This window comes from Croceicoccus estronivorus, assembly GCF_001625325.1.
GTDB lineage: Bacteria > Pseudomonadota > Alphaproteobacteria > Sphingomonadales > Sphingomonadaceae > Caenibius > Caenibius estronivorus.
The window spans coordinates 1-25600 of sequence record NZ_JRQQ01000003.1 but is presented as its reverse complement, the minus strand read 5'-3'; the positions used below and the strand labels follow the sequence as shown (position 1 = coordinate 25600).

The following is a 25600-nucleotide window of genomic DNA, read 5'->3' as shown; positions in this document are numbered from 1 at the left end:
GCGGCGCGGGGCGGACCCGCCGGTTCCCGTGGGCTGTGCCAGCCCATCCGGCCCGCTAACCATGCATCCGAGGATAGCTATGGAGGAGAGGGCAATGAACATGCAAGCCGAACGGGTCCGCATCGCCGCATTCGATGCGAGCGACGATGCCAGCGCCATTTCCAACCGTATTCTGGCCGATGGGGCGGTGATCGTCCGCAATGTGCTGGGCCGCGAGACGATCGACGCTTTCAACCGGGAAATAGACAGCTGTCTCGACTGTCTCGACGCGCACGACGCGTCCGCCCGCACATACATGAACGACGCGGTGACTCAGTTCTTCGGGCCGCAGACCCGGCATCTGGCCGGAATGGCGGGCAAGTCCGCCGTGTTCCGCCGCGACGTGCTGTGCCACCCGGTACTGATGGGCCAGTGCGAACGGCTGCTGCGCCCCAACTGCGCCACCTATCAGCTCAATTTCGCAGATGTGATGGATCGCGGCCCCGGCGCGAAAGCGCAGATCTTCCACCGTGACGACGGGATATGGCCCTATCTGCCCCGGCTCGATTTCCCGCTGGAATTCGCCACCATGATCGCGCTGGGCCCGTTCACGCCGGAAATGGGCGCGACATTGATCGTGCCGGGCAGCCACACCTGGGACAAGGACCGCCAGCCCTGCCCGGAAGAGGTCGTGGCCGCCGAACTCGAACCAGGTGACGCCGTGTTCTATCTCGGATCGACTTTGCATGCGGGCGGGGAAAACCGGACCGACCTGCGCCGCCGCGGCATGCATCTCAGCTATTGCCTCGGCTGGCTGCGCAGCGAGGACAACAATTATCTCAGCACCCCGCTGGAACTGGCGCGGACATTGCCGCGCGAACAGCAGGCGATCCTGGGTTACGCGCTGCATGACGGGATCGAAGTGAACGGCGGGTTCCTGGGTGCCGTGGACTGGCGCAATCCGCTGGACCTGATCGAGGAAGGATTGCTTTAGCCGCGGGCACGCCCCGGCGCGCGGCTTGCGTCAGCGCAACGATTCCATCGTTGCCGTCTCGCACTTGTCGCGCGCCTTTTCCCCGCCGCCGCCGAGCAGCGAAATCGCCAGGAAACCGCCAACCAGGAGAACGACGAAACCGGCAGTCACAAGGCCAAGGTACTTGTCGATGATCGCCTTGATCCGCACCCCGAACAGGCGGAACAGCACGCCTACCGCCATGAAGGTCATGCCCCGCCCGACAATGCTGGCGAGCAGGAACGGGATCAGGGCCATTTCGATGAACCCGGCCGTGATCGTCAGCAGCTTGAACGGCACCGGCGTCGCCCCGGCGAGCAGCACCACTTCCCAGTCGTATTCCTTGAGATAACACGCCGCCTTGGGGAAGCTGTCCGTCAGGCCCAGCCCGGATATGATCGCCGCGCCCAGCGATTCGTACAGGAAATAGCCGATCGCGTAACCGAACAGCCCGCCCATCACCGATGCGACAGTGAGAATCAGGGCGAAGCGGACGGCCTTTTTCGGTTCGGCAAGGCACATCAGGCCCAGCAGCGGGTGCGGTGGAATGGGGAAGAAGCTCGATTCGGCAAAGCCGATCAGGGCCAGCCACCATTCCGCATGGGGGTGGGCCGCCTTGGCCATGGTCCATTCGTACAACCGCCGCAACCAACCCATGCCTTGTCCAACTCCACAATCGTCATTGCGGGCGGCCGGGACAGGCCGCGCGGCAATCCAGTAATGGGTCTGCGGCCCTGCAACGCCGCGCCGCTTCGCCCCGCGCGATACCGGCGCGAAGGTTCCCTGCCCTCTAATTCAGCCCCGCCCGGCCCGCAACCGGAAAGCATTTAACCTATTTGGCACTTTTATATTGACATCGTAACGCTATTTGGTTAGTGAAGCAGAACATCGCGATAAAGCGAGTCGGGCTGCAAACGCCCCTTCCCCCTCAAAGGACATCCACCATGACCCAACCGCCATCCGGCGCGGCCTCTGCGCGCCGTCGATCCCGCACGCCCAGAGACTGGCGCGACACTTTCATCGCCGCATTGGGCGAAACCTCCAACGTGGCCGCCGCCGCACGGGCCGCGCGGATCAGCACTGGCTGGGTTTACAAGATCCGGCGCGAGGACGCGGAGTTCAGGCGGCGCTGGTTCACTGCCCTGTGCGAAGGGTACGACAATCTCGAAATGGACCTGCTCTGCTGGTTGCGCACCGGCAGGTTGGGGGAATCGGGCGCTGGCGGCGCCGAGCGCAAGTTCGATGCCGCCACGGCCCTGCGCGTGCTGGCCGCGCACCGGGAGGCGGTGGGCAAGGAACGCGGCCGTCAGTCGATGGAAAGCGAGGCAGAGATCATCGCCTCGATCAATGCCAGGATCGACGCCATGCGATCCCGCGAGCAGGCAGCCGCCCGCCTGCTGACGGATGGCCGCGCCAGCGGGACCGGTACCCATGCCGGCCGATGATGAACGCGCCGGATGGTTCACCACGCTCGATTCGCCGCAGCAGGCCGATTTCCTCGCCACGCTGGATACCGCCCAGTGCGACGCGATACGGTGGCACTGGGAACAATGGGCCAGGCCCGAGCAATTGCCGCCTGCCGGTGCGTGGCGCACCTGGCTCGTCTGTGCCGGGCGCGGGTTCGGCAAGACCCGCAGCGGCGCGGAATGGGTCCGCCAGATCGCCCGCGCCTGCCCCACCGCGCGCATTGCGCTGGTCGCCGCTTCGCTGGCGGAAGCGCGCGCTGTCATGGTGGAAGGCGAAAGCGGCATTCTCGCCTGTTGTTCCCCTGCCTCCCGCCCGCTGTTCGAACCATCCCTGAAACGGCTGACATGGCCCAATGGCGCACAGGCCTTCCTCTATTCCGCGGCAGAGCCGGAGAGCCTCCGCGGGCCGCAGCACAGCCACGCGTGGTGCGACGAAATCGGCAAATGGGACATGGCCGGAAACCGCGCGATGCGCGCGTGGGACAATCTCCAGCTCGGCCTGCGACTGGGCGACGATCCACGCGCCGCCGCCACTACGACTCCGCGCGCCACGCCGTTGCTGCACCGGCTGCTGGCAGGTGAGAAGGATGGCGAAACCGCCGTCTGCCGTGGTTCGACTTTTGCCAATCGGGCCAATCTGCCCACGCCGTTCCTCGCCGCGATGCAATGTGAATTCGACGGCACCGCTCTCGGGCGGCAGGAACTGGGCGGCGAGCTGCTGACCGATATCGAAGGCGCGCTATGGACCCGCGCCTTGCTCGAACGCTGCCGGGAAGCCGCCTCACCCCCGCCCGCGCGGCGGGTGGTGGTCGCGGTCGACCCACCGGCCAGCGCGCATGGCGACGAATGCGGCATCGTCGCGGTCGCACTGGGCGAGGACGGCATAGGCCGCGTGATGGCCGATGCCTCCGTCGACAAGGCAGGCCCCGAACGGTGGGCCCGCGCGGTCGCGGCCACTGCCGCGGCATGGCAAGCCGATCGCGTGGTGGCGGAAGCCAATCAGGGCGGGGCGATGGTCGAATCCGTGCTACGCGCCGCCGATTGCGCGATGCCCGTCCGGCTGGTCCATGCCAGCAGGGGCAAGGCCGCTCGTGCAGAGCCTGTCGCCGCGCTCTACGAATCCGGGCGCGTGCGGCACTGCGGGCTGTTTCCCCGGCTGGAGGACCAGCTCTGCGGGATCATGGCCGGCGGGGCCTATCACGGGCCGGGCCACAGCCCCGACCGGGCCGACGCCCTGGTATGGGCAATGACCGAACTGATGCTTTCCCGGCGCAGCGAACCGCGCGTGATGCGGATGTAACGCCGCCCTCCAACCGAACCGTACATTTTTGAAAGGAACCCCATGTCCTTCCTCTCCACCCTTGCCTCCGCCTTCAAGGGCGGCGGGGGCGATCGCGTGCCGTTGGCCCGCGGTTTCGTCTCACCCTGGCAATATGCGCACGATCCCGGCCCCTCGTTTCCCCCATACGAATATTGCCGGTCGGTCACGCGGGCCTTCATCGACAATCCGGTCGCCCAGCGGGCCGTCCGGCTGGTGGCCGAAGGGGTCGCCAGCGCGCCTCTGGCGTCCGGCGATGCCGACCTGCTCACGCTGGTCGGGGCCAGCAGCGCGGGGCAGTCGCTGCTGGAAACGCTGGCAGCGCAGTTGCTGCTGCACGGCAATGGCTTCGTCCAGATCATGAAGGACGGACGCGGCAGGCCGGTCGAACTGTTTGCCCTGCGGCCGGAACGGGTCGCGATCCAGCCCGGCCCAGACGGATGGCCCGCCGCGTTCCGCTATCGCGTGGGCGAGCACACGGTGACTCTGCCGCTGGAGGATGAAGACGGATGGCCCGGTGTCATCCACCTGAAAGGCTTCCACCCGGCGGACGACCATTATGGCGCCGGATGCCTTGCCGCTGCCGAACAGGCCGTGGCGATCCACAACGCCGCAAGCGCGTGGAACCGGTCCTTGCTGGAAAACGCGGCGCGGCCATCCGGCGCGCTGGTTTACGACACCGGCGACGGTGGGACGCTGTCCCCCGATCAGTTCGCCCGCCTGCGCCACGAACTGGCCGATGCCTTTGCCGGGCAGCCCAACGCCGGCAGGCCCATGCTGCTGGAAGGCGGGCTGACCTGGCAATCGCTGTCGCTAAGCCCGGCGGACATGGACTTCGCCGAACTGAAAGCCGCCGCCGCGCGGGACATTGCGCTTGCATTCGGGGTGCCGCCGATGCTGCTCGGTCTGCCGGGGGACAACACCTACGCCAATTATCGCGAGGCGAACCGCGCGCTCTGGCGCCTGACGCTGCTGCCGCTGGCAGGCAAGATCCTCGGCGCCTTGCGCGAAGGGCTCGCCCCCTGGTTTCCCGATGCGCGGATCGCGGTCGATCTCGACCGGGTTCCCGCACTGGCCGAAGACCGTGAACGGCTGTGGACGCAAATATCCGCCGCCGATTTCCTCGATCCTAATGAAAAACGCGCCCTGTTGGGCCTCACCCCGAAAGGAGACACGTAATGAACGGAGAAGACATGCTCGCGCGGCTGGTCGCGCAGGCGCAGGCCGATGGCGGCGATCTCGTCACGCTGCGCGCCGTGGTCGAAGAAGCCAGCGAACTGGGTGCCGCGCGCACGTTGGCTCGGCTGGGCCTGGCCGACGCGGACGCACAGCAGGACATCGACGAGTTGCGCGAACTGTTACAGGCTTGGCGCGATGCCAAGGCCAGCGCATGGCGCGCGGCAGTGGACTGGACCGTGCGCGGCCTGCTCGCCCTCCTGCTGATCGGTATCGTGTTTCGCATCGCACCCGGCGGGATATGGCGATGACTGGCACGCACCGGGATACCGCCTGCACGCCGTTGCGGCTTGCCGGATATGCGGCGCTGTTCGGTATAAGGGACGGCGGCGGCGATACGATCCGCAAGGGCGCTTTCGCCCGGACTCTGCGCGAACGGGCCACTGGGCGGCTGGGCCCCCTGCCCCTGTTCTGGCAGCATCGGCCCGGCTGTCGGATCGGCTGGGTCGAACATGCTGGCGAAGATGCGCGCGGGTTGCAGGTCATCGCCCGGATCGACCAGCCCGCCAGCCGCGCCGCCGCCGCCCTGCATCGGCGGACTATCTGCGGGCTGAGCTTCGGCTATCGCGTGTGCCGCCACTGGCCGGTGCCGCGCGGGCGCTTGCTGGAAGATCTCGAACTATTCGAAATCAGCCTTGTCACGCATCCGATGCAGCATGGCGCGCGCGTCCACCTCGTCCGCTGAATCCCTGCCCCACTCATTCACCGAAAGCCGCCGCTCCGGCGGCTTTTTTCGTGCCCGATCCCCTCAAGACCAATCCCCCCTCAAGAAAGGTGACTGCCCGATGGATATGGAACTGGAAAACGAAACCGAAGTCCTCGCCGCATCGTTCGACATCGTCGCGCGGCAGGATACGGCCGAAAAGGCCATCACTGTCCTGCGTTCTGACGTTGACGAAGTGAAGGCCCGGCTCGACCGCGTCAGCCGCGCCGCCGCCCGGCCCGTGCTGGGCGGCCTGCACGGCAGCGTCGAAGTGAAAGGCTTCGTCGATGGCTATTTGCGCCAGGGCCGCGAGAGTGAAGTGAAATCGCTCAACGGCGCAGCACCGGGCGATGGCGGTTATGCCGTCCCGCGCGAAATCGACGCCCTGATCGCCAGCGAGATGAAGCAGATCAGCCCGATCCGCAATCTCGCCCAGGTGGTTCAGGTGGGCAGCGCAGGCTATCGCAAGCTGGTCGCCACTGGCGGCACCGCTTCCGGCTGGGTCAGCGAAACGGCGGCCCGTCCTGAAACCGGCACGCCGCAATTCGCGGAAGTGTCACCGCCTTCCGGCGAACTCTACGCCAATCCGGCGGCCAGTCAGGCGATGCTGGACGATGCGGCATTCGATCTCGAAAGCTGGCTGGCCAGCGAAGTGGCGATGGAGTTCGCCCGCGCCGAAGGGGCTGCCTTCATCAACGGCACCGGTGTCAATCAGCCACTCGGCTTTCTGAACGCGCCCCGTTCTCTCGCAAGTGACGCGACACGCCCGTTCGGCACACTGCAATATGTGGCGAGCAGCGATGCGAACACGCTCGGCACGATGATGGAAATCGTGCTGATCGACCTCGTCCACACGATGAAGGCCGGGCACCGCCAGGGGGCAAGCTGGGTCATGAATTCCGCCACTCTGGCCGAAGTGCGCAAGCTCAAGACCGCGGACGGCGCTTTCCTGTGGCAACCGGGGCTTGTCGAAGGCCAGCCGGACCGGCTGCTGGGCTATCCGGTGGTCGAAGCGGAAGACATGCCCGATATCGCCGCAGGCAATGTTCCGATCGCCTTCGGCAATTTCCGGGCCGGCTATCTGATCGCGGAACGCAGCGCGACCACGATCCTGCGCGACCCGTTCACCAACAAGCCGTTCGTCCATTTCTATGCCACCCGCCGCGTCGGCGGGCAGGTGCTGGACAGCACGGCGATCAAGCTGCTGCAGATCGAAGAGGAAGCATAAGCGCGCGGGCAGCGCACGCGCCCCGTCGCGTGTGCTGCCTCGCACCGCCCCCCACGAACCCACCGCAAAGGAAACCCCCGATGCAGCGGACGATCCTCTCGCCTGCCACATTGCCTCCAGCCGCGCTTGACGAACTGAAAGACTGGCTGGCCATCACGACAACCGCCGAAGACCCGCCGCTGGAACGGCTGCTGCACGCATCGCTCGACCTGTGCGAGGGCTTTACCGGACAGATGCCTCTGGAAACCGCCTGCGAGGAAATTCTGCCTGCCAGCGGCAACTGGCAGGGGCTCGCCACCTCCCCGGTGCAGGCAATCACCGCTGTCGAGGCGATTGCACCGGACGGAACGCGCAGCCCTCTCGCGCCGGAACGCATGGCCATCGACCTCGATTTCGCAGGCGGCGCACGCGTGCGCGTGGCCCGATCGCCGGCACTGGTCCGCATCGCAGTGCGCTTCATTGGCGGCATCGCACCTGACTGGGCCACTCTGCCCGCTGCCCTGCGCCACGGTATCGTCCGCCTCGCCGCAGAGCTTTACCGCGACCGCACCAGTGCCGGTGGCCCACACACACCGCCTGCCGCCGTCACCGCCCTCTGGCGGCCATGGTGCAAGACGAGGCTCGTATGATCACGGCCAAAGTGCGCCACACGGCAAACCTCGCTGCCCACCTTTCCAGGCAGGCGGGCCGTCTGGCGGCCGCCCATGCCGAGGAACGGCTGCGCGCGAACCGCGACGACCCCGGCCGCTGGCGTATCGCGCACTTGCTCTGGCCGCTTCAAACGAAAGGCCGATAGCCATGGAAACCGCTCTGCGCGCCGCCCTGATCCGCTGGCTCGCCAGTGATCCCGCATTGGCCGCGATCAATGTCGTGGCCGAGGAAAGCCCGATCCGCGCGCCCGTTCCCTGGCTGGGCATCGCAGCCAGTACGAGTACCGACTGGAGCACCAAGGACCGCATCGGACGCGAAATCCGTGTGGCTTTGGAACTCCACACACGGGGCGACGACCCGGCCAGCGCCGCATCGCTTGTCCGCACGCTGGAAGGCCGGATTGCATCCCTGCCTGCAGCCCAGCCGGAATTCACTGTCGTCACCGCGCAATTCCTGCGCGCCCGCGCCGAACAGCGCCCCCGCAACACGCGGGCGATGCTGGTCGAATACCGTTTCCGGGTGCTCGCCAACTGACCCGGATTTCCTCATTTTCAGGAGCCTATCATGACCGCCCAGAAAGGCAGTGCCTTCCTTCTCAAGATCGGGAACGGCGATGCGCCACCCGCCTACGATACCGTCGCCGGACTGCGCACGACCCAGATGTCGATCAACGGCGACACAGTGGTCGTCACCAACAAGGGGTCCGGCGGCTGGCGCGAACTCCTGTCCGGTGCGGGAACCCGATCGGTCAGCGTCAATGCCGCCGGGATATTCCTCGGCAGCACGGCGGAAGAGACGATTCGCGCCAACGCACTGTCCGGCGCACTGGGCGACTACGAACTCGCGTTCGAAGGCGGCGAGAAATTGCGCGGCCGGTTCCTGGTTCAGCGGCTCGACTATGCCGGGGATTTCAATGGCGAACGAACCTACGCCATAGTGCTCGAAAGCTCCGGCCCGGTGGTGCCCGCGTGATGGCCGGCAGCGCCAATCCGCTGCGCGGCGAAGCCTCGCTTGCCATTGTGGGCCACCCCCACCGGCTGCGCCCCAGCTTCACCGCACTGGTCGCGGCGGAGGAGGAACTCGGTCCGCTATTCGCCCTGGTAGAACGGGCGGGCGACGGCCGGTTGCGGCTGAATGAAATGGCCTGCCTGTTCTGGCACTGCCTTGTCCCGCCCCACGCCTTAACCCGCGAACAGGTGGGCGAAGCGGTGGTCGCGGCAGGTCTGGCCGGATGCGCCGCCCCCTTGCGCATATTGCTGGGCCAGATCCTGCAAGGGCGGGAATGATGCAACCGGCGGCGCGCGGCACGTTTGCCTCCGGGGCTTTGCGGTTGGCTGGCATGGCCATGCGCATGCTCGGCTGGCGACCAGACGATTTCTGGAATGCCACACCGGCGGAACTGGCCGCAATCCTCATCCCCGACGGCAATACGCACGTCCCGCCGCTCGGTCGGGCGGAGCTAGAGCGCATGATGGAGCAAGAGCATGAACGACGATCCGATTGACACCCTGCTGGTCGATGTCCGCGCCGGCACGCAGGGTTTCTCCGCCGATATCGAGCAGATGCGGCAGAACCTCGACAACTCGCTGGTCGATGGCTTCGCCAGGGCCGGGACAGTGCTCGAACACGGGCTGCTCTCCGCCGTGCGGCGCGGCAGCCTCGGCTTCGATGACCTGAAACGGATCGCACTGCGAACGATGGACGAGATTGCCGCACAGGCGGCACAAGGCGGCGCAGGAATGCCGTTCATGTCATCCAGCATGGCACCGGGCGGGCTGGGCGCAACGCTGGGCAGCGCCCTGGGCTCGGTGTTCGGCCTGCCCGGCAGGGCAACCGGCGGCCCTGTCGCACCGGGGCGCGGCTATCTCGTCGGGGAGCGCGGACCCGAGCTGTTCGTGCCGACCTCTGCCGGAAGAGTGGAAAGCGGCCTGTCCGGCAGCGGGACCGCCCCGCGCGAAGTGCGTGTGGCGATCCAGCTTGCACAGCCGAAGGGCGCATCTGCCCCTGTGGCCCTGCAACGATCCGCCCGGCAAGTGGCCAGTACGGTCAGACGGGCGCTGATCGCCGGATAGCGGCAGCGACCAAACTCCCCACCAACTTCGCACAAGGCAACCGGGACATTCGCCAACCGCGACTTCCCGGCAATCCGAAGGACACCGATATGGCATTCTGGCTCGCCCGAAAGCGTGAAGGGCAGGATTCCGACTGGATCCAGCGCTTCGACCCGCGTTTCTGGACCGTCAATTTCCCTCGCCCGATGATGGCCTGCGTCACGGCTACGGGGCCGGATTCCCTGCGCGTCGATGCCGAATTCCACCGGCAGAGCGATCTGGCCGGGCTGATCTGGGAAAGCGAGGACAGGCACGATCATCCCCTGCTCGCCTATGCTACCGACCGCGACTATTCCCGCACGGTCCTGCGGTTTCACTGGAAGTCGGCCGGGCTCTTGCCGCTCGACGCACCGGATGGCCCGGCCCTGACCATTGAGGGTCGCGATGCGCACGGCGTACCGGCGAGCTGGTACGTGCGCTTATGGAACTATGCCGAAGGCACGCCCGAAGAGGCGGACATCGCGATCCCCTTTTCCGGTATCGTTTCCGGATGGTCATCCAGCGATCCGGGGGCCACCGCAGTGCATCCGGCGGATATCGACCGCATGTTCATCTCCCTCACGCCGCCGGGATTTCAGCCCGGCAACGATAACCCGCTTCCGGCGCGGGCCGATGGATGGGTCGAGCTGACCGGCATGATCTGCGAGGGGTATCGCCCCATGCTGGAAGTGGGGGACGTCTTGCTGCCCCCGCACGGGCTGCACGCCGCAACGGCGTATGACGACAGCTATCACCTCTCGCCGCACAGGGTGCTCCGCAATATGCGCGGCCTCGGTTATCGCGGACGGATCGCGCACTATCTGGGCATGAGCCATTTCCCCCGGCTCGTGCCCGATGGGGAGACGATGCTGGCCGATCCCGCAGGCACTGTCTGCGGCCCGGCGCAAGCATGGCACACCGCGTTCTTCGCCGCCTGCGCGGCAATGGGCTATGAAGCGATCGCCTCCCTTTCCTACGAATTGCTGGCCGCACACTGCCCCGCAGACTGGCAGCAGCGCGCCTTCGACGGGGAACCCGCGCGCACGGGATGGGACCCACCATCGGCTCTGTTGTCGCCAGCCCATGCCGGGGCGATGGGCTGGCTACGCTCGGTCGCGGCGCAGTTCGTCACCATGCAGGAACAGGCGGGTTTGCCGGTCCTGTTCCAGATCGGGGAGCCATGGTGGTGGACAATGCCTGACGGGCGCATCTGCCTGTATGACGATGCAGCGCGGGCCCTGTTCGGGGGCCACCCTCCCCCGATTCCCGACCTGCGAAAAACTCTGGGCATGGCACAGCGTGGCTTGCTGGACGAAGCCGGGGCGCTGCTCGCACAATCGACAGCAGATCTTGCCGCGGCGGTTCGCGCAGCGGCCACTGGCCCCGCAGAAGTGATGCTGCTGCTGTTCACGCCAACCGTGCTCGACCCCGCGATGCCGGAACTGCACCGGGCCAACATGCCATCCGGCTGGGCCTGGCCCGCATTCGACCGGCTGCAACTGGAAGATTACGACTGGCTGACGGCAGGGGCGGACGGCCTGCGGCGCGCGGCCTATGCCACGGTCGGGCAGCGGCTCGGCTATCCGGCCGACCGGCAGGACTATTTGGCGGGTTTCGTGCCTGACACGGCAGATGCCACAGACTTCTGGCCAAAAATCGATGCAGCACTGGATGAAGCGGCGGCACGCGGCGTGACGCAACGCTTCGTCTGGGCCCTGCCGCAGATCACGCGCGACGGCTACACCCGCCTCCCCCCTGTCAAGGATGATGCCATGCAGGCTTTCGACGACGTTCCCTATCCGCTGGCGCTGGGCCGCGATGCATCGGTCATGCCTGAATTTTCCACCTCCGTCGCCGTGACCTCATCCGGCCATGAACGGCGCGGCAGCCTGTGGGCCGATGCCCGGCTGCGCTTCGATGTCGGGCCGGGTATCCGTTCGGAGGAAGAGCTGGGCACGCTGATCGCGTTCTTTCGCGCCCGGCGCGGGGCCGCGCGCGGATTTCGCCTGACCGATCCGTTCGACTTCAGCTCCAACGGGATGACAGGAGCGCCAACCCTGTTCGACCAGCCACTCGGCACGGGCGACGGGCACCGCACCGTATTCCAGCTCACCAAGCACTATGGCGAGGGCCCAGAGCCGCAGGTCCGCACGATCACCCGCCCGCGCCCCGGCACTCTGCTGATCGGCATCGACGGCACGGCCAGTACCGGCTGGACTCTCGGCACCAAGGGCCAGGTGATTTTCGACAGCGCACCAGCCGCCGGAGCGCACATTCGCGCCGGCTTCCTGTTCGACGTGCCGGTGCGTTTCGCGGAAGACAGGCTCGACGTATCGGGCGCGAATTTCCTCGCAGGCGAAGCGCCCAGCGTGCCGCTGATCGAAGTGCGGGAGGCATCATGAGCCGGGTATTCTTCGCCCGGGAACTGGAAGCCACCGCGACGTTCTGGCGCATCCACCGCCGCGACGGCGTAACGCTGGGTTTTACCAGCCATGATCGCGACCTCTGGTTCGATGGCGTGCTGCATCGTGCCGCCCCCGGCATGGTTCCTTCCGCAATCCGCCGTTCAGCGGGGATCGAAGCGGATACTGCGGACGTCCGGGGAGTGCTCGCGCATGATGCGATTGCTGCCGACGCTCTGGCCGAAGGGCGCTTCGACGGGGCGGGCGTAGCCATTGGCGTGGTCGATTGGGAATCCTGCGAGAATGCGATCCTCTATCGCGGCGCGATCGGTGCGGTGGACCAGGAAGCCAATGCATTTTCCGCTGAATTGCGCTCCGCCAAGGCCGCACTCGAAACAGACCCGGTGCCGCGAACCAGCCCGACATGCCGGGCCGCATTCTGTGGCCCCGGTTGTACACTGCCTGCCAGCCGTTTCACCCACGATGGTACGGTCAGTCAGATCGATTTCGACGGGAATTCCATCGCCTTGACCGGCGCGACCCCTGCCAGCCGGTTTCGTGACGGATCGCTGCGCTGGCTCGATGGGCCGCAAGCGGGCCTCGCCATGGAAATAACCGGCGTGACGGGCGCATCGCTTGTGCTCGACACACAGCTTGACCCCGCGCTTCAGGTCGGGGCCCGCGCACTTGTGCGCGAAGGGTGCGACCATACCATCGGCACCTGTCATGACCGCTTCGGCAATGCGGTCAATTTCCAGGGCGAGCCCTTCCTGCCGGGGAACGATCTCCTCGCCCGCTATCCGGCGCCACAAGCATGAACGATCCGGGTTTCTCCCTGGCAATGGCGGCGAAGCGTCTGGTGGGCACGCCTTTCCGGTTGCATGGCCGCGATCCGGCCACCGGGCTCGATTGCCTCGGGGTGGTCTTCGCCGCGCTGCAAGCCTGCGGCCATGCCACGCCGCCGCCATTCGCCTATGCCCTGCGCAATCGCGATATTTCACCCATGCTCGACCAGGCCCGCGCAATCGGGCTGGAGGCGGCGGACGGCCCCATGCAGGCGGGCGATATTGTGATGGCCACCACTGGCGCGGCTCAGTTCCATGTTCTGATTGCGGTTACCGCCCAGCGTTTCGTCCATGCCCACGCCGGACTGCGCCGTACGGTCGCAACGCCCGCTCCCTTGCCCTGGCCGACGCTGCGCCACTGGCGGCTCTCCCCCGACATCTGAGGAAAGACACATGGCAACTCTCGTTTTCACGGCTGCGGGCACTGCGTTCGGCGGCCCGCTGGGCGGCGTGATCGGCGGCCTCGCCGGGCGGCAGGTCGATGCCGCGCTGTTCGGGCCAGCTTCCCGCCATGGCCCTCGCCTCGACGATCTGAGAATTTCCACCTCCAGCTACGGCAACGCGATCCCCCGCCATTTCGGAGCCGTCCGCATGCCCGGCACAGTGATCTGGGCAACCGATCTGGTCGAACACAGCCAATCGCAAAGCGGCGGCAAGGGTAGCCCGTCCGCGACGACTTACAGCTACAGCGTATCGCTGGCCGTGGCGCTGGCCAGCCGCCCGATCCTGCGCATTGGGAAGATCTGGGCGGATGGCAATCTGCTGCGCGGCGAAGAAAGTGATCTCAAGGCCGGAGGGCAGTTGCGCGTCTATTCCGGCCATGGCGACCATGGGCCGGACCCCTTGCTCGCCTCTGCCGAAGGGGCCGGCTGCCCCGCCTTTCGCGGCTTGGCCTACGCCGTGTTCGAGGATCTCGACCTGTCTGGCTTCGGCAACCGCATTCCGGCCTTGAGTTTCGAAATCCTCGCGGATGAGGGGCCACTGACGCTCGCCCCCATGCTGGCTGGCGCGGTCGATCCAAGCAGCATTGCCCGCCCGCTGCCCGGCCTTGCGGGATTCAGCTGCGCAGGGGGACCACTGACAGACGTTCTCGCCACCATTGATGCAGCCTACCCTCTCGCGTGCGATGCCAGTGGGCAGCAATTGCGCATTTTCGATGCCGAAGCGCGGCCTGCCAATGCACCGCTTCTTCCCGAGCCCACGGTGACAGAGGAAGAGGGAAGCTTCGGTCAGGCCAATGGCCGGAAACTGCAACGTCAGGCAGGGGATGGCAACGTGCCCATGGCCATACGCTATTTCGATAGCGCGCGAGATTACCTGACCGGTATGCAACGCGCAGACGGGCGCGCCCGGTCGGGCCGCGAACTGGTCATGGAATTCCCCGGTACGCTCAAGGCTGCGGACGCGCGCCGTCTGGCCAACGAATCGGCCAGCCGCGCGGCCCGCTCCCGCGAAACGATGGCCTGGCGCGTGGCGGAACTCGATCCCGCAGTTGGTCCAGGCAGCGTGGTCCGCGTGCCAGGCCACTCAGGATATTGGCGAATAACAGGCTGGGAATGGCGCACTGATGGCATCGAACTGGAACTGATGCGCCTGCCGCATGGGTCCGCCCGCAAGCAGGCGACGGAGCCGGGACGAAACAATCCCGCGCAAGATCTTCCCGCAGGGACGAGCGAACTGGTGGCATTCGATTTGCCATGGGACGGTTTGGGCACTGGCGACATGCCCCATATTCATGCAGCACTTTCCTCCCCCTCCCCCGGCTGGGCCGGCGCACAAATCCTCGTCGAACGGAGCGGTTCGTTCATCCCGCTGGGCAGCAGCCGCAAACGTGCATTAATCGGTCAGACCTTGACCGCGCTTCCACCGGCGCCCGCAATTATCCTCGATCGGCAAGCTCGCGTCACGGTTCGGCTGACCGCAGCAGACCTGGCACTCGATTCGGTCACTCTGGAACAGCTTGCTGGCGGGGCCAATTGCGCGCTGATCGGCACCGAATTGCTCCAGTTTGCCAGCGCCACTGCGCTCGGCAATGGCGAATGGTTGCTGGAAGGCCTGTTGCGTGGCCGCGGCGGGACTGAATGGGCCGCTCTCACAGGGCAGAGCGCCGGATCGCATTTCGTCCTGCTCGATCACCGGCTGACGCCGCTCGATCTGCTGCAATCGGATGCCACACCGGAAACCGTGATCGCGGCAATCGGGCTTGGTGACAGTGAGCCGGTCACCACGACACTCGTGAATGCCGGGCTCGGGCAACGTCCGCTGACGCCAGTCCATCCCCGCTGCTTGCACCGGCCCGACGGGGAAATGATTCTGACATGGGTCCGTCGGGCACGCGGTGCATGGGAGTGGCGCGACGAAGTGGATGTCCCACTCAACGAGGACGACGAAGCCTACGCCGTGGGGCTGGGGCCAGTCGATAACCCGATCATGCGTTGGGAAACCACCCAGCCACGCCTGGCGATTGGTCCGCCGACTGCCGCGGCCATTGCACTCGATCATGCGGGGCAACCGCTCTGGGTCCGCCATACCGGTCGCTTCGCGCAATCCGATCCCTTGCTCATCACCATCATCTGAGGATCTGCCATGCCTGCACCGATCAGCTTCCTGTCCGCCAGCCCCCGCTTCGGCCTTCCGCTACTGTTCGCCGGACAGTCGCAGAAAGAGTTCACTGTGAACGAGGGTTTCGCATTGACCGATGCCCTGCTCCACCTCGCTGTAGAGGGGGAGGCCAGCGATCCACCGAACGATCCGGCGGATGGCGATTGCTGGTTGATCGACACGGCGGCGACCGGCGACTGGACAGGACGCGACGGCATGATCGCCTGCCATCAAGCGGGCACTTGGCTGTTTGTTGCCCCGCGCGATGGGATGCGGGCCTTCGACCGGGCAACAGGGCAGGATCGGCGCTATGCCGGTGGATGGCAGATTGCCTCCCCGATTCCCGCACCTGCGGGCGGCGCGACTGTCGATACCGAGGCCCGCGCTGCGATAGGGGCCATGCTACAGGCGCTTGGAACGGCAGGCGTGCTGCCGTCCGACTGAATGCGATCAGGCCGAAGCGGCCAGCATATCCATGAGTTCGCGAATCGGGCTTACGTCGTAACCACCTGCTGCTGCGGCGGCGGCGATTTCGTCCACTTTGCGGCCCTTGCTGGCCTGGGCTAGAGACCACAGTAGCGTGGAACGCGTGCCGGACCGGCAATAGGCCAGAATCGGACCGTCGGCTTTCGCCAATGCGGCCGCCATGGCCTTGACCTGCCCTTCGCTAAAACCGGCATGTGTCACCGGAATTGCGAGATAATCCATGCCAGCGGCACGGGCGGCGGCCTCAATCTCCGGTCCCGGTGTCTGGTCGGGCGATTCGCCTTCGGGCCGGTTGTTGATGACCAGCGTCACCCCGAGTTCTTTCGCGTGCGCGATATCGGCCAGGTCGATTTGCGGGCTGGCGAAGATGCCATCCTCAAGCTTGCGGAAATCGCTCATTGCACAGTCTCTCCTTCCACGCCCGCACGTCTTGCCCGGCGATTGCGGCCAACCATGTTGAGCATTTCAACCGCCACGGAAAAGCCCATGGCCGCATAGATATAACCCTTCGGCACGTGAAAGCCGAAACCATCGGCAATCAGGACCAGGCCAATCATCACCAGAAAGGCCAGCGCCAGCATGACCAGCGTCGGATTCTTTTCGATGAACCGGGCCAGTGGATCCGCCGCCACGAGCATCAGCGAAACCGTAATGATGACCGCCGTGACCATAATCGGCACATGGTCCGTCATCCCCACCGCAGTGAGGATCGAATCGATCGAAAAAACAAGATCGAGTGCCACGATCTGCGCGATCGCCGCCGAGAATGTGATCTGCGCAACGCCTTTCTTGGGATCGAGCAAAGTGCCGCTCGCCGGTTCGGGATCGATGTTGTGGTGAATTTCCTTGGTCGCTTTCCACAACAGGAAAAACCCGCCAGCCAGCAGAATCAGATCGCGCCCGGAAAACGCCGTCTCGAAACTCGGTTCACCATGGGGACCAGTGGCCCCCTGTATTCCAAAGTCGAACAGCGGGGTCTGCAATGTGACGATCCAGCCGATCAGCATCAGCAGGCCGATCCGCATGACAAGCGCCAGACTCAGCCCGATCCGCCGCGCCATCGCCTGTTCGCTGGGCGGCAGCTTGTTCGACAGGATCGCGATGAAAACGAGATTGTCGATCCCCAGCACCACCTCGAGGACGATGAGAGTCAAGAGAGCCGCCCAAGCGGCAGGGTCTGACAGAAGGGCAAGAATTTCCATGCGGTCTCTCTGCCCAAGCATGCCCCGCCAAGCAAGCGAGCATAGGTCCTGACGCTCGATTGGGCTGTAATTTTTCGAAGCGGAGGTGCATTGTTGTGAAGTTACAACAAGACATCTTTTGAAATCATTCGCGCATACACCGATTCTGCGTTATGACTGGCGTCATACGTTAGAAGGTCGGCAGCTATTTCTGCTGTCTGCTTTCATATCCGGCGCGATTCGTCCGCGCTGCCGGGTGATGATTTTGGGCGAAACGAAGGTACGTTAAGCTTTATGGGTTTTGATAGAGGGCGTCGCGGCCGGGGACGCGACAAGCGCGACGGTTTTGGAGAAGACGGTTTCGATCCCTTCGCCGGCGGCGATAATTTTGGTGGTCGTGATCGTTTCGGCGGCGGTGACCGATTTGGTGGTGGCGACCGCTTCGGTGGTGGTGACCGATTTGGTGGTGGCGACCGCTTCGGCGGCGGCGGCCCCCGTGGCGGCGGTGGCGGTGGCGCCCCGCGCGGCGGCGGTATGCCTGCCCAGGTCGTTGGCACCGGCCGGGGAACGGTGAAATTTTTCAATTCGAACAAGGGCTTCGGCTTCATTCAGCGCGAAGATGGCGGTGAAGATGTGTTCGTGCACATCAGTGCCGTCGAACGCGCCGGACTGGAAGGTCTGGCCGAAGGGCAGGGTCTCGAATTCAATCTGGTCGATCGTGGCGGAAAAATCTCTGCCGCCGATCTTCAGGTCGTAGGGGATGTCATCCCGGTCCCGCAGAAGGCAGCCGCACCGCAGCGTGAACTCACCGGCGAAAAGGCAACTGGCACGGTAAAGTTCTTCAACTCGATGAAGGGCTTTGGATTCATCACACGTGATGACGGTCAGCCCGACGCCTTTGTGCACATCAGCGCTGTCGAACGTTCCGGCCTGCGGGAGATCAACGAAGGCGACCGACTCGAATTCGACCTTGAGGTCGATCGACGCGGAAAGCATTCGGCTGTCAACCTGGTGCCGCTCAACGGCTGATCTGCCAGGCCGCCGGACAAACAACCTCCAGTCCGGAAGAATTGACCGGCGGCCCGCAGAGTCATAAATGAACTTTTACGGCGGCCCTTCGCAGGGCCGCCTTTGTCTTTTTGGCGCGGCCTTCCTTTTTGCCGCTTTCCTTTCAGGGAGTCCCCTTCGATGGCGATTGACCCGCTGATGCCTGTATATCCCCGGTGCGACGTGCGGCCGGTGCGTGGCGAACATTGTCACCTCATCAGCGAGGATGGGCGCCGCTTTCTGGACTTCGCCGCAGGCATTGCCGTCAATATCCTGGGCCATTCCCATCCCGGCCTGATTCGCGCCATTCAGGAACAGGCCGCCACATTGATGCATGTGTCGAACCTCTATGGCAGCCCGCAGGGTGAACGGCTCGCTCAACGACTGGTCGATCTGACTTTCGCGGATACGGTATTTTTCACCAATTCAGGTGCCGAAGCCGTGGAATGCGCGATCAAGACGGCGCGTGCCTACCATCAGTATGAGGGCAACGAGGAACGCTTCGAACTCATCACGTTCAGCAACGCCTTCCATGGGCGGACGATGGGCACGATCAGCGCATCCAATCAGGAAAAGATGCACAAGGGCTTCCGGCCTCTGCTGCCCGGCTTCAAATACGTCGAATTCAATGACCTTGCAGCGGCAAAGGCTGCAATAGGTCCGCACACTGCCGGTTTTCTCGTGGAACCGATCCAGGGCGAAGGCGGTATTCGCGCGGCCACGGATGAATTCATGCTTGGGCTGCGTGCACTGGCGGATGAGTTGGACCTTCTCCTTATACTCGACGAAGTGCAGACCGGCGTAGCCCGGACCGGCAATTTCTACGCCTATGAGCAATACGGGATCGAACCCGATATTCTCGCGACCGCCAAGGGCATTGGGGGCGGCTTTCCGCTCGGCGCATGTCTCGCCACGGAAAAGGCCGCACGGGGCATGGTCCCCGGCACTCATGGATCGACCTATGGCGGCAACCCCCTCGCGATGGCGGCTGGCAACGCGGTCCTCGATGCGGTCGCCAATGAGGAGTTCCTCGCATCCGTCCGCGAGAAGGGTGAGCGCATCCGGACCGGATTGGAACAATTCATCGGCAATTATCCCGACCTGTTCGAACTGGTCCGGGGCAGCGGCCTGATGCTCGGCCTCAAGATGAAAACGGAAAGCCGGCCCTTCGTCGCCCACTTGCGCGACAATCATGGCCTCCTGGCCGTTTCGGCCGGAGACAATACGATTCGGCTCATTCCGCCGCTGGTCATCGGTGACGCGGAAATCGACGAATTCTTTGACAAGCTTTCCGCCGGCGCCGCGAGTTACGCAGTGACGGAGGCAGCCTGATGCCCCGGAATTTCCTCGATCTTTCAGATGCCGGTGGCGACGCGATCGCCGCGATGATCAACGACGCAATGGACCGCAAGGCGGCGCGCGCCGATCGCCCCAAAGGCGCTGCGGACAATGACGCGCCGTTGGCAGGCCGTGTGCTCGCCATGATCTTCGAGAAGAATTCGACTCGTACGCGAGTCAGCTTCGACATGGCCATGCGCCAGCTCGGCGGCAGCGCTATCGTCATGGAGTCCGGCACCACTCAATTGGGTCGAGGCGAATCGCTGGCCGACACGGCGCGGGTATTGAGCCGTATGGTCGATGCCATCATGATCCGCACGGACGACCATGGCAAAGTAGAGGAAATGGCGCGGCATGCCACTGTCCCCGTTATCAACGGTCTGACCGACCGCTCCCACCCCTGCCAGATCGTTGCCGACCTGCTGACGATCGTGGAGCACGGCAAGCCTTTGCCGGGGCTGGAAGTCGCCTGGGTAGGTGACGGCAACAATGTCTTGAGCTCGATCCTGGAAGCTGCCGGACTTATGAAGTTCAATGTCCGCGCGGGCACGCCTGAAGGTTATGAGCCGGAACCGGAATTCGTGCAGATGGCTCGCGCCGGGGGCGCGAACGTCACTTTGACTCACGACGCCGTCGAAGCGGTAAAAGGTGCCGATGTCGTCGTCACCGATACGTGGGTTTCAATGGGCCAGGAACACGCGGTAGGCAAGTTGGCCGCTATGGCCCCGTTTCAGGTAAACGACGCGCTGATGTCGCATGCCAAGCCCGATGCCATGTTTCTCCATTGCTTGCCCGCCCACATCGGCGACGAAGTAACCGAAAGCGTATTCGAAAGCGCACAATCGGCAGTGTTCGACGAAGCTGAAAATCGCATCCATGGGCAGAAATCTGTGCTGCTCTGGTGCTTTGGCGCGATCTGATAGCTCCGACGACCTTCTCATTCAGCTTCATGCCCCCATATAGTCGGCAATGACGGAACAACTCGAAGAGACCTACAGTGACAGGCTTCTCGCCTTCACGTTGCCGGAACGCGACGTGCGCGGACGCGTTGTCCGGCTTGATGGCGTGCTGGAAACCATTCTTTCGGCACATGACTATCCCGACCCGATAAGAGATCTCCTCGCCGAAGCCTTGGTCTTCGCCGCGCTGGCGGGCGGTCTGCTCAAAGGGGAAGGTAGCCAGCTTACCATTCAGGCACAGACCGACGAAGGTATCGTCCAGCTACTGGTCTGCGACTACCGCGACGGTGAATTGCGGGGATATGTCCAGTTCGATGAGGACCGGCTGGGTCAGGCCGGTAACGATACCTCGCTGGAGACTCTGTTCGGCAAAGGCTTCCTTGCGGTCACTTTCGATCTCGCAACGAATGGGCAGCGTTACCAGGGTATCGTTCCCCTGGAAGGCAACTCGATCACGGCTGCTTTCGAAGCCTATTTCGGACAGTCCGAACAAGTGCCCACTCTGATCCGTGTAAGTGTGGACAGCAATTCCGGGCGCCCCACGGCCGGCGGTATCCTGCTGCAACATCTTGCGGAAGGCGAAGAGGGGCGCGAACGGCTACATGTGCGAATGGACCATCCCGAATGGGAACATATTGCCATCATTGCCGACACGGTGAGGCCGGATGAGCTCGTGGATCAGTCTCTTTCGCTGGAGGCGTTACTGTGGCGCCTGTTCCACGAGGAAAACGAAATACGCGTAGAACAGGGCGCTCCCTTGACCCGTGGCTGCCGTTGCACCACCGTTCATTTTGAAACGGTTCTTGCGCGCTTCCCCTCGGAAGAAAGGGCGAAGATGCGCAATGATGACGGCGTTATCATGGTCGATTGCGCATTCTGTTCACGCCTGTTCCCCATTCAGGATTGATGCAGCTCATCGCTTGTATGGTGCGACTTATCGTGCAAAATAGAGGAGGTCGCTCGGGTCGCTACCGGAGTTATCCGAATGCGAATATTAGGTAAAATCGATCGAAACTGGATGCCGCGAATTGCAGCAGCACTTCTTTGCATCTTCAGTATTCCCGCTTTGGCGCAGCAGCCAGAGCTGGCCGCGCTCGACAAACTCAAGCCGGGCAACTGGGAGATTCGTTTCCGCTCCGACAATACGCGGCAACGGATATGCCTGCGTGATGGTCGCGAACTGATTCAATTGCGGCATACGGCTTCCGGATGCAGCCGCTTCGTTGTCGAAGACACCGCTGATCGCGTCACAGTGCAGTACACTTGTCGCGGGCATGGTTATGGCCGAACCCATATCCGGCGTGAATCTGCCCAAATCGCGCAGATCGAAAGCCAGGGAATTGTTGATGGCCTCCCCTTCCAGTTTTCCGCTGAAGCCCGATGGGTCGGTCGTTGTGGCGGGTAATGCGCGCTTGAAAGGCGGCCTCCGCCTATGTAGCGGCATGCCATGAGCACACGCGAAACGACCGGGAGACAAGCAGTCGTCTTACTATCGGGCGGGCTGGATTCGATGGTTTCCGGGGGCCTTGCCCGGGAACAGGGTTACTGCGTCAATGCCCTTACCATCGACTACAACCAGCGCCACCGGCGCGAGATCGATGCTGCCCGGGAGATTGCCCGGATTCTCGATGCTGAACGCCATGTCATTCTGCCATTGGATCTCCGTAAATTCGGCGGTTCCGCGCTGACTGACGACATTCCCGTACCGAAGGATGGTGTCGGCGCGGATATCCCGGTCACCTACGTGCCCGCTCGCAATCTAGTGTTCCTGTCGCTTACCTTGGCATGGGCGGAAGTGATCGGCGCCAGCGATATCTTCATTGGTGTGAACGCACTCGACTATTCCGGCTACCCTGATTGTCGACCGGAATTTATCGCTAGTTTTGCGGAAACCGCACGGCTGGCAACCAAGGCGGGAGCGGAAGGTTCTCCTTTCACGATCCACGCCCCTCTGCAGCATCTCGGGAAAGCCGATATTGCGCGCGAGGCGGCCCGGCTCGGCCTCGATCCCGGTCTCAGCTGGTCGTGCTATGATCCGCTTGAGGACGGCAGAGCATGTGGTGCCTGTGACAGCTGCCGCCTCCGCAGGGCCGGCTTCGCACAAGCGGGGCTAGAGGATCCCACACCTTACGCCGTGTGATCCTCTTCCCAGCGACAGGGGGGATCAGATACGTTTGAACACACCGCATGCGATACGACCGCCAGCGTTGCCCGCAGGATCAGACATGTAATCGTCGGGCCCGGCATGAACCACAATCGCGGTCCCGTCTGCATCGAACATGTCACTCATCAAGGAAGCCGGTTCACCATTCAACGGAACGGTCATGCTGGCCGTTCCGTCGGCTGCAACGTTCATGTTGGGCAAATCGCCGAGATGGCGGCCTTTCGGGTTTTCCATCCCATGCTCTTTGTGCGCGGGATTCAGATGCCCCCCCGCTGACTTGAAGTCAGGTGCCTCACACTTGCCGACGGTATGGAGATGAGTGCCGTGCAGGCCTGGTGAGATACCCGTCAATGCGATCTTGAGGGATAGGGTATCCCCTTGCCCGACCAGTTCAGCTGTTCCCGCTGGTTGCCCACTTCCCGACAGGATCGTTGCGGAAGCAATGCGCTCCACCGGCAACTCACCTACGGACGCACATGCGGCAAGCGCAATCGGCATCATCGCGACGAATGCTTTACGGATCATCAAGCTTCTCCCTTTTTGCTAATGCTTTCTTCAACGCAAAAGGGGCCGGATTGCTCCAGCCCCGATTGGATGTCCCGCTATTTCTTTCCGGCGATTGCATCCACCAGCGGTTGAAGGCCAGGGCCATACTTCTTCCACCGTTCGACGGAGGTCTTGTATATTGGCTTGCGAACCTGAGCCACGCTGGCAGTTTTGACCGGGCGCTTCGACTTGTGAAAGGCCAGACAGGCTTCGTCCCAATCGAGACCGATGAAATCGATCAGTTCACGGGCACTGGTTTCCGTTTCGGCGACGACCTGCTCATATTCGACGACCTTGATGGTTCCCTTGGGCAGCACCTTCTCCCAATGTTTCATCAAGGCGTCGTATTGGCGATAGTAACGCCCCAGTTCGCCGAGATCATAGCTATGGGGCATGTCGTCCTTGAACAGCTTGGTGAAGCCCGACAGACAGGTATCGACCGGATCGCGGCGCGTGTTGATGAATTTCGCGTTGGGGAACAGCAGGTGCAGTACTCCAACGAAGAAATAGTTGGTCAGCAGCTTGTCAGTGACACGCTTGGCACCGTCAGCCGACGCAGTGAGAGCTCGGAGATAATCGTCGCCGAGAATCTCGAACTGCTTTGGAGACAATTCGCTGACCATGTCAGGGTAACGCGAAAGCGCGGGGAAGCGATCACGTAAGCGGTGTAGCGCATGGGAGAAGTATTTGACCTCGCCAGCACCATATATGTCTTTGTGACTGGAAATAATTTGCTCGACCAGAGTTGACCCTGACCGCGGCATACCGATTATGAACAAAGGACGTTCATCGGAAATCCCTTCAAACGGCCGATCCTTGAAGACCTTGGCCGGAAACGCTTTCTTGATGGATGAGAAGAACGCAAACGTGTCCTTTTCGACATAGTTTAGCTGAGCCCGCTTCATCTGGCCGCCGGTGATGTAATGTTCCAGCGCCTTTTCATGCTGGCCATTGTCGTCAAGCGCCTTGGCATATGCGAAATGGAGCGGCAACAAACTGCCCATCCGTTGATCTTCGACAGTTTCCATGATGGTTTCCATCTTGCCGAAGAGTTCTTTTTCCTTCGAGAAATCGACGAGATCATTCAGGTTTGCGTATGCTCCGTACATGGAGCCGTTGATCTCGAGCCCTTTGAGAAGCTGTTCACGCGCCTCGTCCAGTCGACCTACAGACTTAAGCGCAATACCATAATAATTCCTCGCTTCCGGCGCATCGGGACGCAACTCGACCGCCTTGCCGAGCAATTCGATGGCTTCATCGTATTTATCCATCTCATGCTTGACTGTGCCGAGCACTGTCAGGGCCTCGGAGTTTTGAGGATCTTGGGCAAGGACGAACTGGCAGGCCTGCTCCGCTGCGGTCGTGTTGCCACGGCGTGACTGAATACGGGCCGTCAATAGAAGGCTGCGCGCATTCTTCGGCTCTACCTTCAATGCTTCCGAGAGCTGCCTCAGCGCATCGACATCCCTGTTTTCGGCGTGATAAATCGCTGCAAGGTTATTGTATGCTTCCACATAGCGAGGGTTCTGCTGAATTGCCTTACGAAGCGCATGCTCGGCCTGTTCGGGCTTATGCAGTTCTCGAAGCAACGTACCCAGATTATTGTAAGCTTCCGGATATATTTCGCGCAGTCCAAGTGCATGCTGATAAGCATCCGCTGCAGCTTCGAGTTTAGCGACTTTTCTCAGCGCGTTTCCAAGATTATTGTAAGCTTCCGGAAAACGCGGGTTTGCCTCTATAGCCTTGCGATAGCATTTGATGGCCTCATCGTAATTCCGGCCTTCAAAGCGAACGATGCCAAGGTTGTTGTTAGCCTGGGCATTTTTGGGGTCGAGTTCGATCGCCTGCTGGAGAGAAATCGTCGCATCCGCCAGGTTGCCATCCTGACGATAGATCTCGCCCAAATTGGAATGATAGCCCGCAACCTTGGCGTTGGATTTGATCGCTCGCTTGAGCGCCGCAATGCCCTCTTGGCGTTTCCCCATCGCCGCTAGCGACACCCCCAGAATGCTATGCGCATCAGACAGAGATGGTTTGTGTTTGAGCAGCTGATTGCAAACATTCACCGCTTGTCCATAGCGATGGCGGCCATAGAGCTTGCCCGCGATTGCCAAAGCATCCTGTTCCGTCATCCGGAGGCTGCCATTTTGCACCTTCGCGATCATTTCGTCGAAACGGGCATCATCCTTCGTTTGCTGCATAGCGGCACTTCCATTGATTTATCTGCGTGTGGGAGGCGGACAATAAAACGCCGTCGGGGTCAAGAGGCCCGTGCAGCTTTATCGCCACACACCCTTGGTTCATTGTGGTTTGTTGGTTTAATTTTGCGGTAGCGAACGACAAAGGGG

Annotated in this window: 30 protein-coding genes; 25 read left to right on the top strand and 5 right to left on the bottom strand. The window is 63.2% G+C overall.

The genetic code is table 11. The features are described 5' to 3' along the window. Positions 1 to 94 precede the first annotated feature (94 nt). Entirely contained in the window at positions 95 to 973 is an 879-nt protein-coding gene (locus MB02_RS06475) for a phytanoyl-CoA dioxygenase family protein (RefSeq protein WP_170304648.1), read from the top strand. Between the two features lie 30 nt (positions 974 to 1003). On the opposite strand, the gene MB02_RS06470 is transcribed toward MB02_RS06475, so the two are convergent. After that, positions 1004 to 1648: a YqaA family protein gene (locus MB02_RS06470; protein ID WP_067534352.1), complete on the bottom strand. Its 645-nt coding sequence runs from the start codon at positions 1646 to 1648 to the stop codon at positions 1004 to 1006. Positions 1649 to 1935: 287 nt separating this feature from the next. Here MB02_RS06470 and MB02_RS06465 point away from each other — a divergent pair, with 287 nt between their 5' ends. From MB02_RS06465 to MB02_RS06385, 18 genes are all read left to right on the top strand, one after another. Further along, on the top strand, positions 1936 to 2436 hold the full coding sequence (locus tag MB02_RS06465; RefSeq protein ID WP_067534349.1) for a hypothetical protein: 501 nt from the start codon (positions 1936 to 1938) through the stop codon (positions 2434 to 2436). Continuing rightward, positions 2423 to 3757 (top strand): DNA-packaging protein, encoded by a 1335-nt coding sequence (locus MB02_RS06460; protein WP_067534346.1) that lies wholly within the window; start codon positions 2423 to 2425, stop codon positions 3755 to 3757. Before MB02_RS06465 ends, MB02_RS06460 begins: the two co-directional genes overlap by 14 nt. A 42-nt stretch (positions 3758 to 3799) precedes the next feature. After that, a complete protein-coding gene (locus MB02_RS06455) occupies positions 3800 to 4954 on the top strand; it encodes a phage portal protein (protein ID WP_067534343.1) in 1155 nt (384 codons plus the stop codon). Further along, positions 4954 to 5262 (top strand): DUF6127 family protein, encoded by a 309-nt coding sequence (locus tag MB02_RS06450; protein ID WP_067534340.1) that lies wholly within the window; start codon positions 4954 to 4956, stop codon positions 5260 to 5262. The genes MB02_RS06455 and MB02_RS06450 overlap by 1 nt, the downstream gene beginning before the upstream one ends. Then, complete coding sequence (locus tag MB02_RS06445; RefSeq protein ID WP_067534944.1) at positions 5259 to 5696, top strand: HK97 family phage prohead protease; 438 nt, start codon at positions 5259 to 5261, stop codon at positions 5694 to 5696. Before MB02_RS06450 ends, MB02_RS06445 begins: the two co-directional genes overlap by 4 nt. Positions 5697 to 5796: 100 nt before the next feature. Next, positions 5797 to 6942, top strand: coding sequence for a phage major capsid protein (locus MB02_RS06440; RefSeq protein ID WP_156495438.1), 1146 nt, complete (start codon positions 5797 to 5799; stop codon positions 6940 to 6942). An 80-nt stretch (positions 6943 to 7022) separates the two neighbouring features. Then, positions 7023 to 7571, top strand: a complete 549-nt coding sequence (locus MB02_RS06435) for a head-tail connector protein (protein WP_067534337.1) — start codon at positions 7023 to 7025, stop codon at positions 7569 to 7571. Next, positions 7568 to 7738 (top strand): hypothetical protein, encoded by a 171-nt coding sequence (locus tag MB02_RS17640; protein ID WP_156495437.1) that lies wholly within the window; start codon positions 7568 to 7570, stop codon positions 7736 to 7738. The genes MB02_RS06435 and MB02_RS17640 overlap by 4 nt, the downstream gene beginning before the upstream one ends. A gap of 2 nt (positions 7739 to 7740) precedes the next feature. Next, positions 7741 to 8127, top strand: a complete 387-nt coding sequence (locus tag MB02_RS06430; protein WP_067534334.1) for a DUF3168 domain-containing protein — start codon at positions 7741 to 7743, stop codon at positions 8125 to 8127. 30 nt (positions 8128 to 8157) lie between these two features. Further along, a complete protein-coding gene (locus MB02_RS06425) occupies positions 8158 to 8565 on the top strand; it encodes a phage tail tube protein (RefSeq protein WP_067534331.1) in 408 nt (135 codons plus the stop codon). Next, positions 8565 to 8879: a gene transfer agent family protein gene (locus MB02_RS06420; RefSeq protein ID WP_067534326.1), complete on the top strand. Its 315-nt coding sequence runs from the start codon at positions 8565 to 8567 to the stop codon at positions 8877 to 8879. Before MB02_RS06425 ends, MB02_RS06420 begins: the two co-directional genes overlap by 1 nt. Continuing rightward, positions 8876 to 9097 (top strand): phage tail assembly chaperone, encoded by a 222-nt coding sequence (locus tag MB02_RS06415; protein ID WP_067534324.1) that lies wholly within the window; start codon positions 8876 to 8878, stop codon positions 9095 to 9097. The genes MB02_RS06420 and MB02_RS06415 overlap by 4 nt, the downstream gene beginning before the upstream one ends. Next, positions 9078 to 9665, top strand: a complete 588-nt coding sequence (locus MB02_RS06410) for a tail tape measure protein (RefSeq protein WP_067534321.1) — start codon at positions 9078 to 9080, stop codon at positions 9663 to 9665. Before MB02_RS06415 ends, MB02_RS06410 begins: the two co-directional genes overlap by 20 nt. Positions 9666 to 9754: 89 nt before the next feature. Beyond that, the gene (locus MB02_RS06405) at positions 9755 to 12085 is read left to right on the top strand and encodes a DUF2460 domain-containing protein (RefSeq protein WP_067534319.1); all 2331 of its coding nucleotides are present in this window, start codon (positions 9755 to 9757) and stop codon (positions 12083 to 12085) included. Beyond that, positions 12082 to 12903, top strand: coding sequence for a DUF2163 domain-containing protein (locus MB02_RS06400; RefSeq protein ID WP_067534316.1), 822 nt, complete (start codon positions 12082 to 12084; stop codon positions 12901 to 12903). The genes MB02_RS06405 and MB02_RS06400 overlap by 4 nt, the downstream gene beginning before the upstream one ends. Further along, positions 12900 to 13313 (top strand): NlpC/P60 family protein, encoded by a 414-nt coding sequence (locus MB02_RS06395; RefSeq protein WP_067534305.1) that lies wholly within the window; start codon positions 12900 to 12902, stop codon positions 13311 to 13313. The genes MB02_RS06400 and MB02_RS06395 overlap by 4 nt, the downstream gene beginning before the upstream one ends. Positions 13314 to 13323: 10 nt before the next feature. Then, a complete protein-coding gene (locus MB02_RS06390; protein WP_067534302.1) occupies positions 13324 to 15507 on the top strand; it encodes a phage tail protein in 2184 nt (727 codons plus the stop codon). 9 nt (positions 15508 to 15516) lie between these two features. Continuing rightward, positions 15517 to 15975, top strand: a complete 459-nt coding sequence (locus MB02_RS06385; protein ID WP_067534299.1) for a DUF2793 domain-containing protein — start codon at positions 15517 to 15519, stop codon at positions 15973 to 15975. 6 nt (positions 15976 to 15981) lie between these two features. Here the strand turns inward: MB02_RS06385 and MB02_RS06380 are convergent, their stop codons facing one another. Both MB02_RS06380 and MB02_RS06375 read right to left on the bottom strand, forming a co-directional pair. Continuing rightward, positions 15982 to 16416 (bottom strand): TIGR01244 family sulfur transferase, encoded by a 435-nt coding sequence (locus tag MB02_RS06380; RefSeq protein ID WP_067534296.1) that lies wholly within the window; start codon positions 16414 to 16416, stop codon positions 15982 to 15984. Then, positions 16413 to 17219, bottom strand: a complete 807-nt coding sequence (locus MB02_RS06375; protein WP_067534293.1) for a TerC family protein — start codon at positions 17217 to 17219, stop codon at positions 16413 to 16415. The genes MB02_RS06380 and MB02_RS06375 overlap by 4 nt, the downstream gene beginning before the upstream one ends. A 273-nt stretch (positions 17220 to 17492) precedes the next feature. On the opposite strand from MB02_RS06375, the gene MB02_RS18115 reads away from it, so the two are divergent. The 6 genes from MB02_RS18115 to queC all read left to right on the top strand — a co-directional run bounded on the left by MB02_RS18115 (position 17493) and on the right by queC (position 22682). After that, positions 17493 to 18227 carry a cold-shock protein gene (locus tag MB02_RS18115; protein ID WP_067534290.1) on the top strand — a complete coding sequence of 245 codons (735 nt, stop codon included), beginning with the start codon at positions 17493 to 17495 and terminating at the stop codon, positions 18225 to 18227. A 159-nt stretch (positions 18228 to 18386) separates the two neighbouring features. Beyond that, positions 18387 to 19577 (top strand): aspartate aminotransferase family protein, encoded by a 1191-nt coding sequence (locus MB02_RS06365; RefSeq protein ID WP_067534287.1) that lies wholly within the window; start codon positions 18387 to 18389, stop codon positions 19575 to 19577. Then, entirely contained in the window at positions 19577 to 20503 is a 927-nt protein-coding gene (gene argF, locus MB02_RS06360) for an ornithine carbamoyltransferase (RefSeq protein WP_067534284.1), read from the top strand. Before MB02_RS06365 ends, argF begins: the two co-directional genes overlap by 1 nt. Positions 20504 to 20552: 49 nt before the next feature. Then, the gene (gene hslO / locus MB02_RS06355) at positions 20553 to 21449 is read left to right on the top strand and encodes an Hsp33 family molecular chaperone HslO (protein ID WP_067534280.1); all 897 of its coding nucleotides are present in this window, start codon (positions 20553 to 20555) and stop codon (positions 21447 to 21449) included. A gap of 111 nt (positions 21450 to 21560) precedes the next feature. Further along, positions 21561 to 21947, top strand: coding sequence for a DUF3617 domain-containing protein (locus MB02_RS17415; protein WP_082826016.1), 387 nt, complete (start codon positions 21561 to 21563; stop codon positions 21945 to 21947). 42 nt (positions 21948 to 21989) lie between these two features. Then, a complete protein-coding gene (queC, locus tag MB02_RS06345; protein ID WP_067534275.1) occupies positions 21990 to 22682 on the top strand; it encodes a 7-cyano-7-deazaguanine synthase QueC in 693 nt (230 codons plus the stop codon). A 24-nt stretch (positions 22683 to 22706) separates the two neighbouring features. On the opposite strand, the gene MB02_RS06340 is transcribed toward queC, so the two are convergent. Beyond that, entirely contained in the window at positions 22707 to 23231 is a 525-nt protein-coding gene (locus MB02_RS06340) for a superoxide dismutase family protein (RefSeq protein WP_067534937.1), read from the bottom strand. Between the two features lie 77 nt (positions 23232 to 23308). After that, entirely contained in the window at positions 23309 to 25453 is a 2145-nt protein-coding gene (locus tag MB02_RS06335; protein WP_067534272.1) for a tetratricopeptide repeat-containing sulfotransferase family protein, read from the bottom strand. Positions 25454 to 25600: the final 147 nt, after the last annotated feature.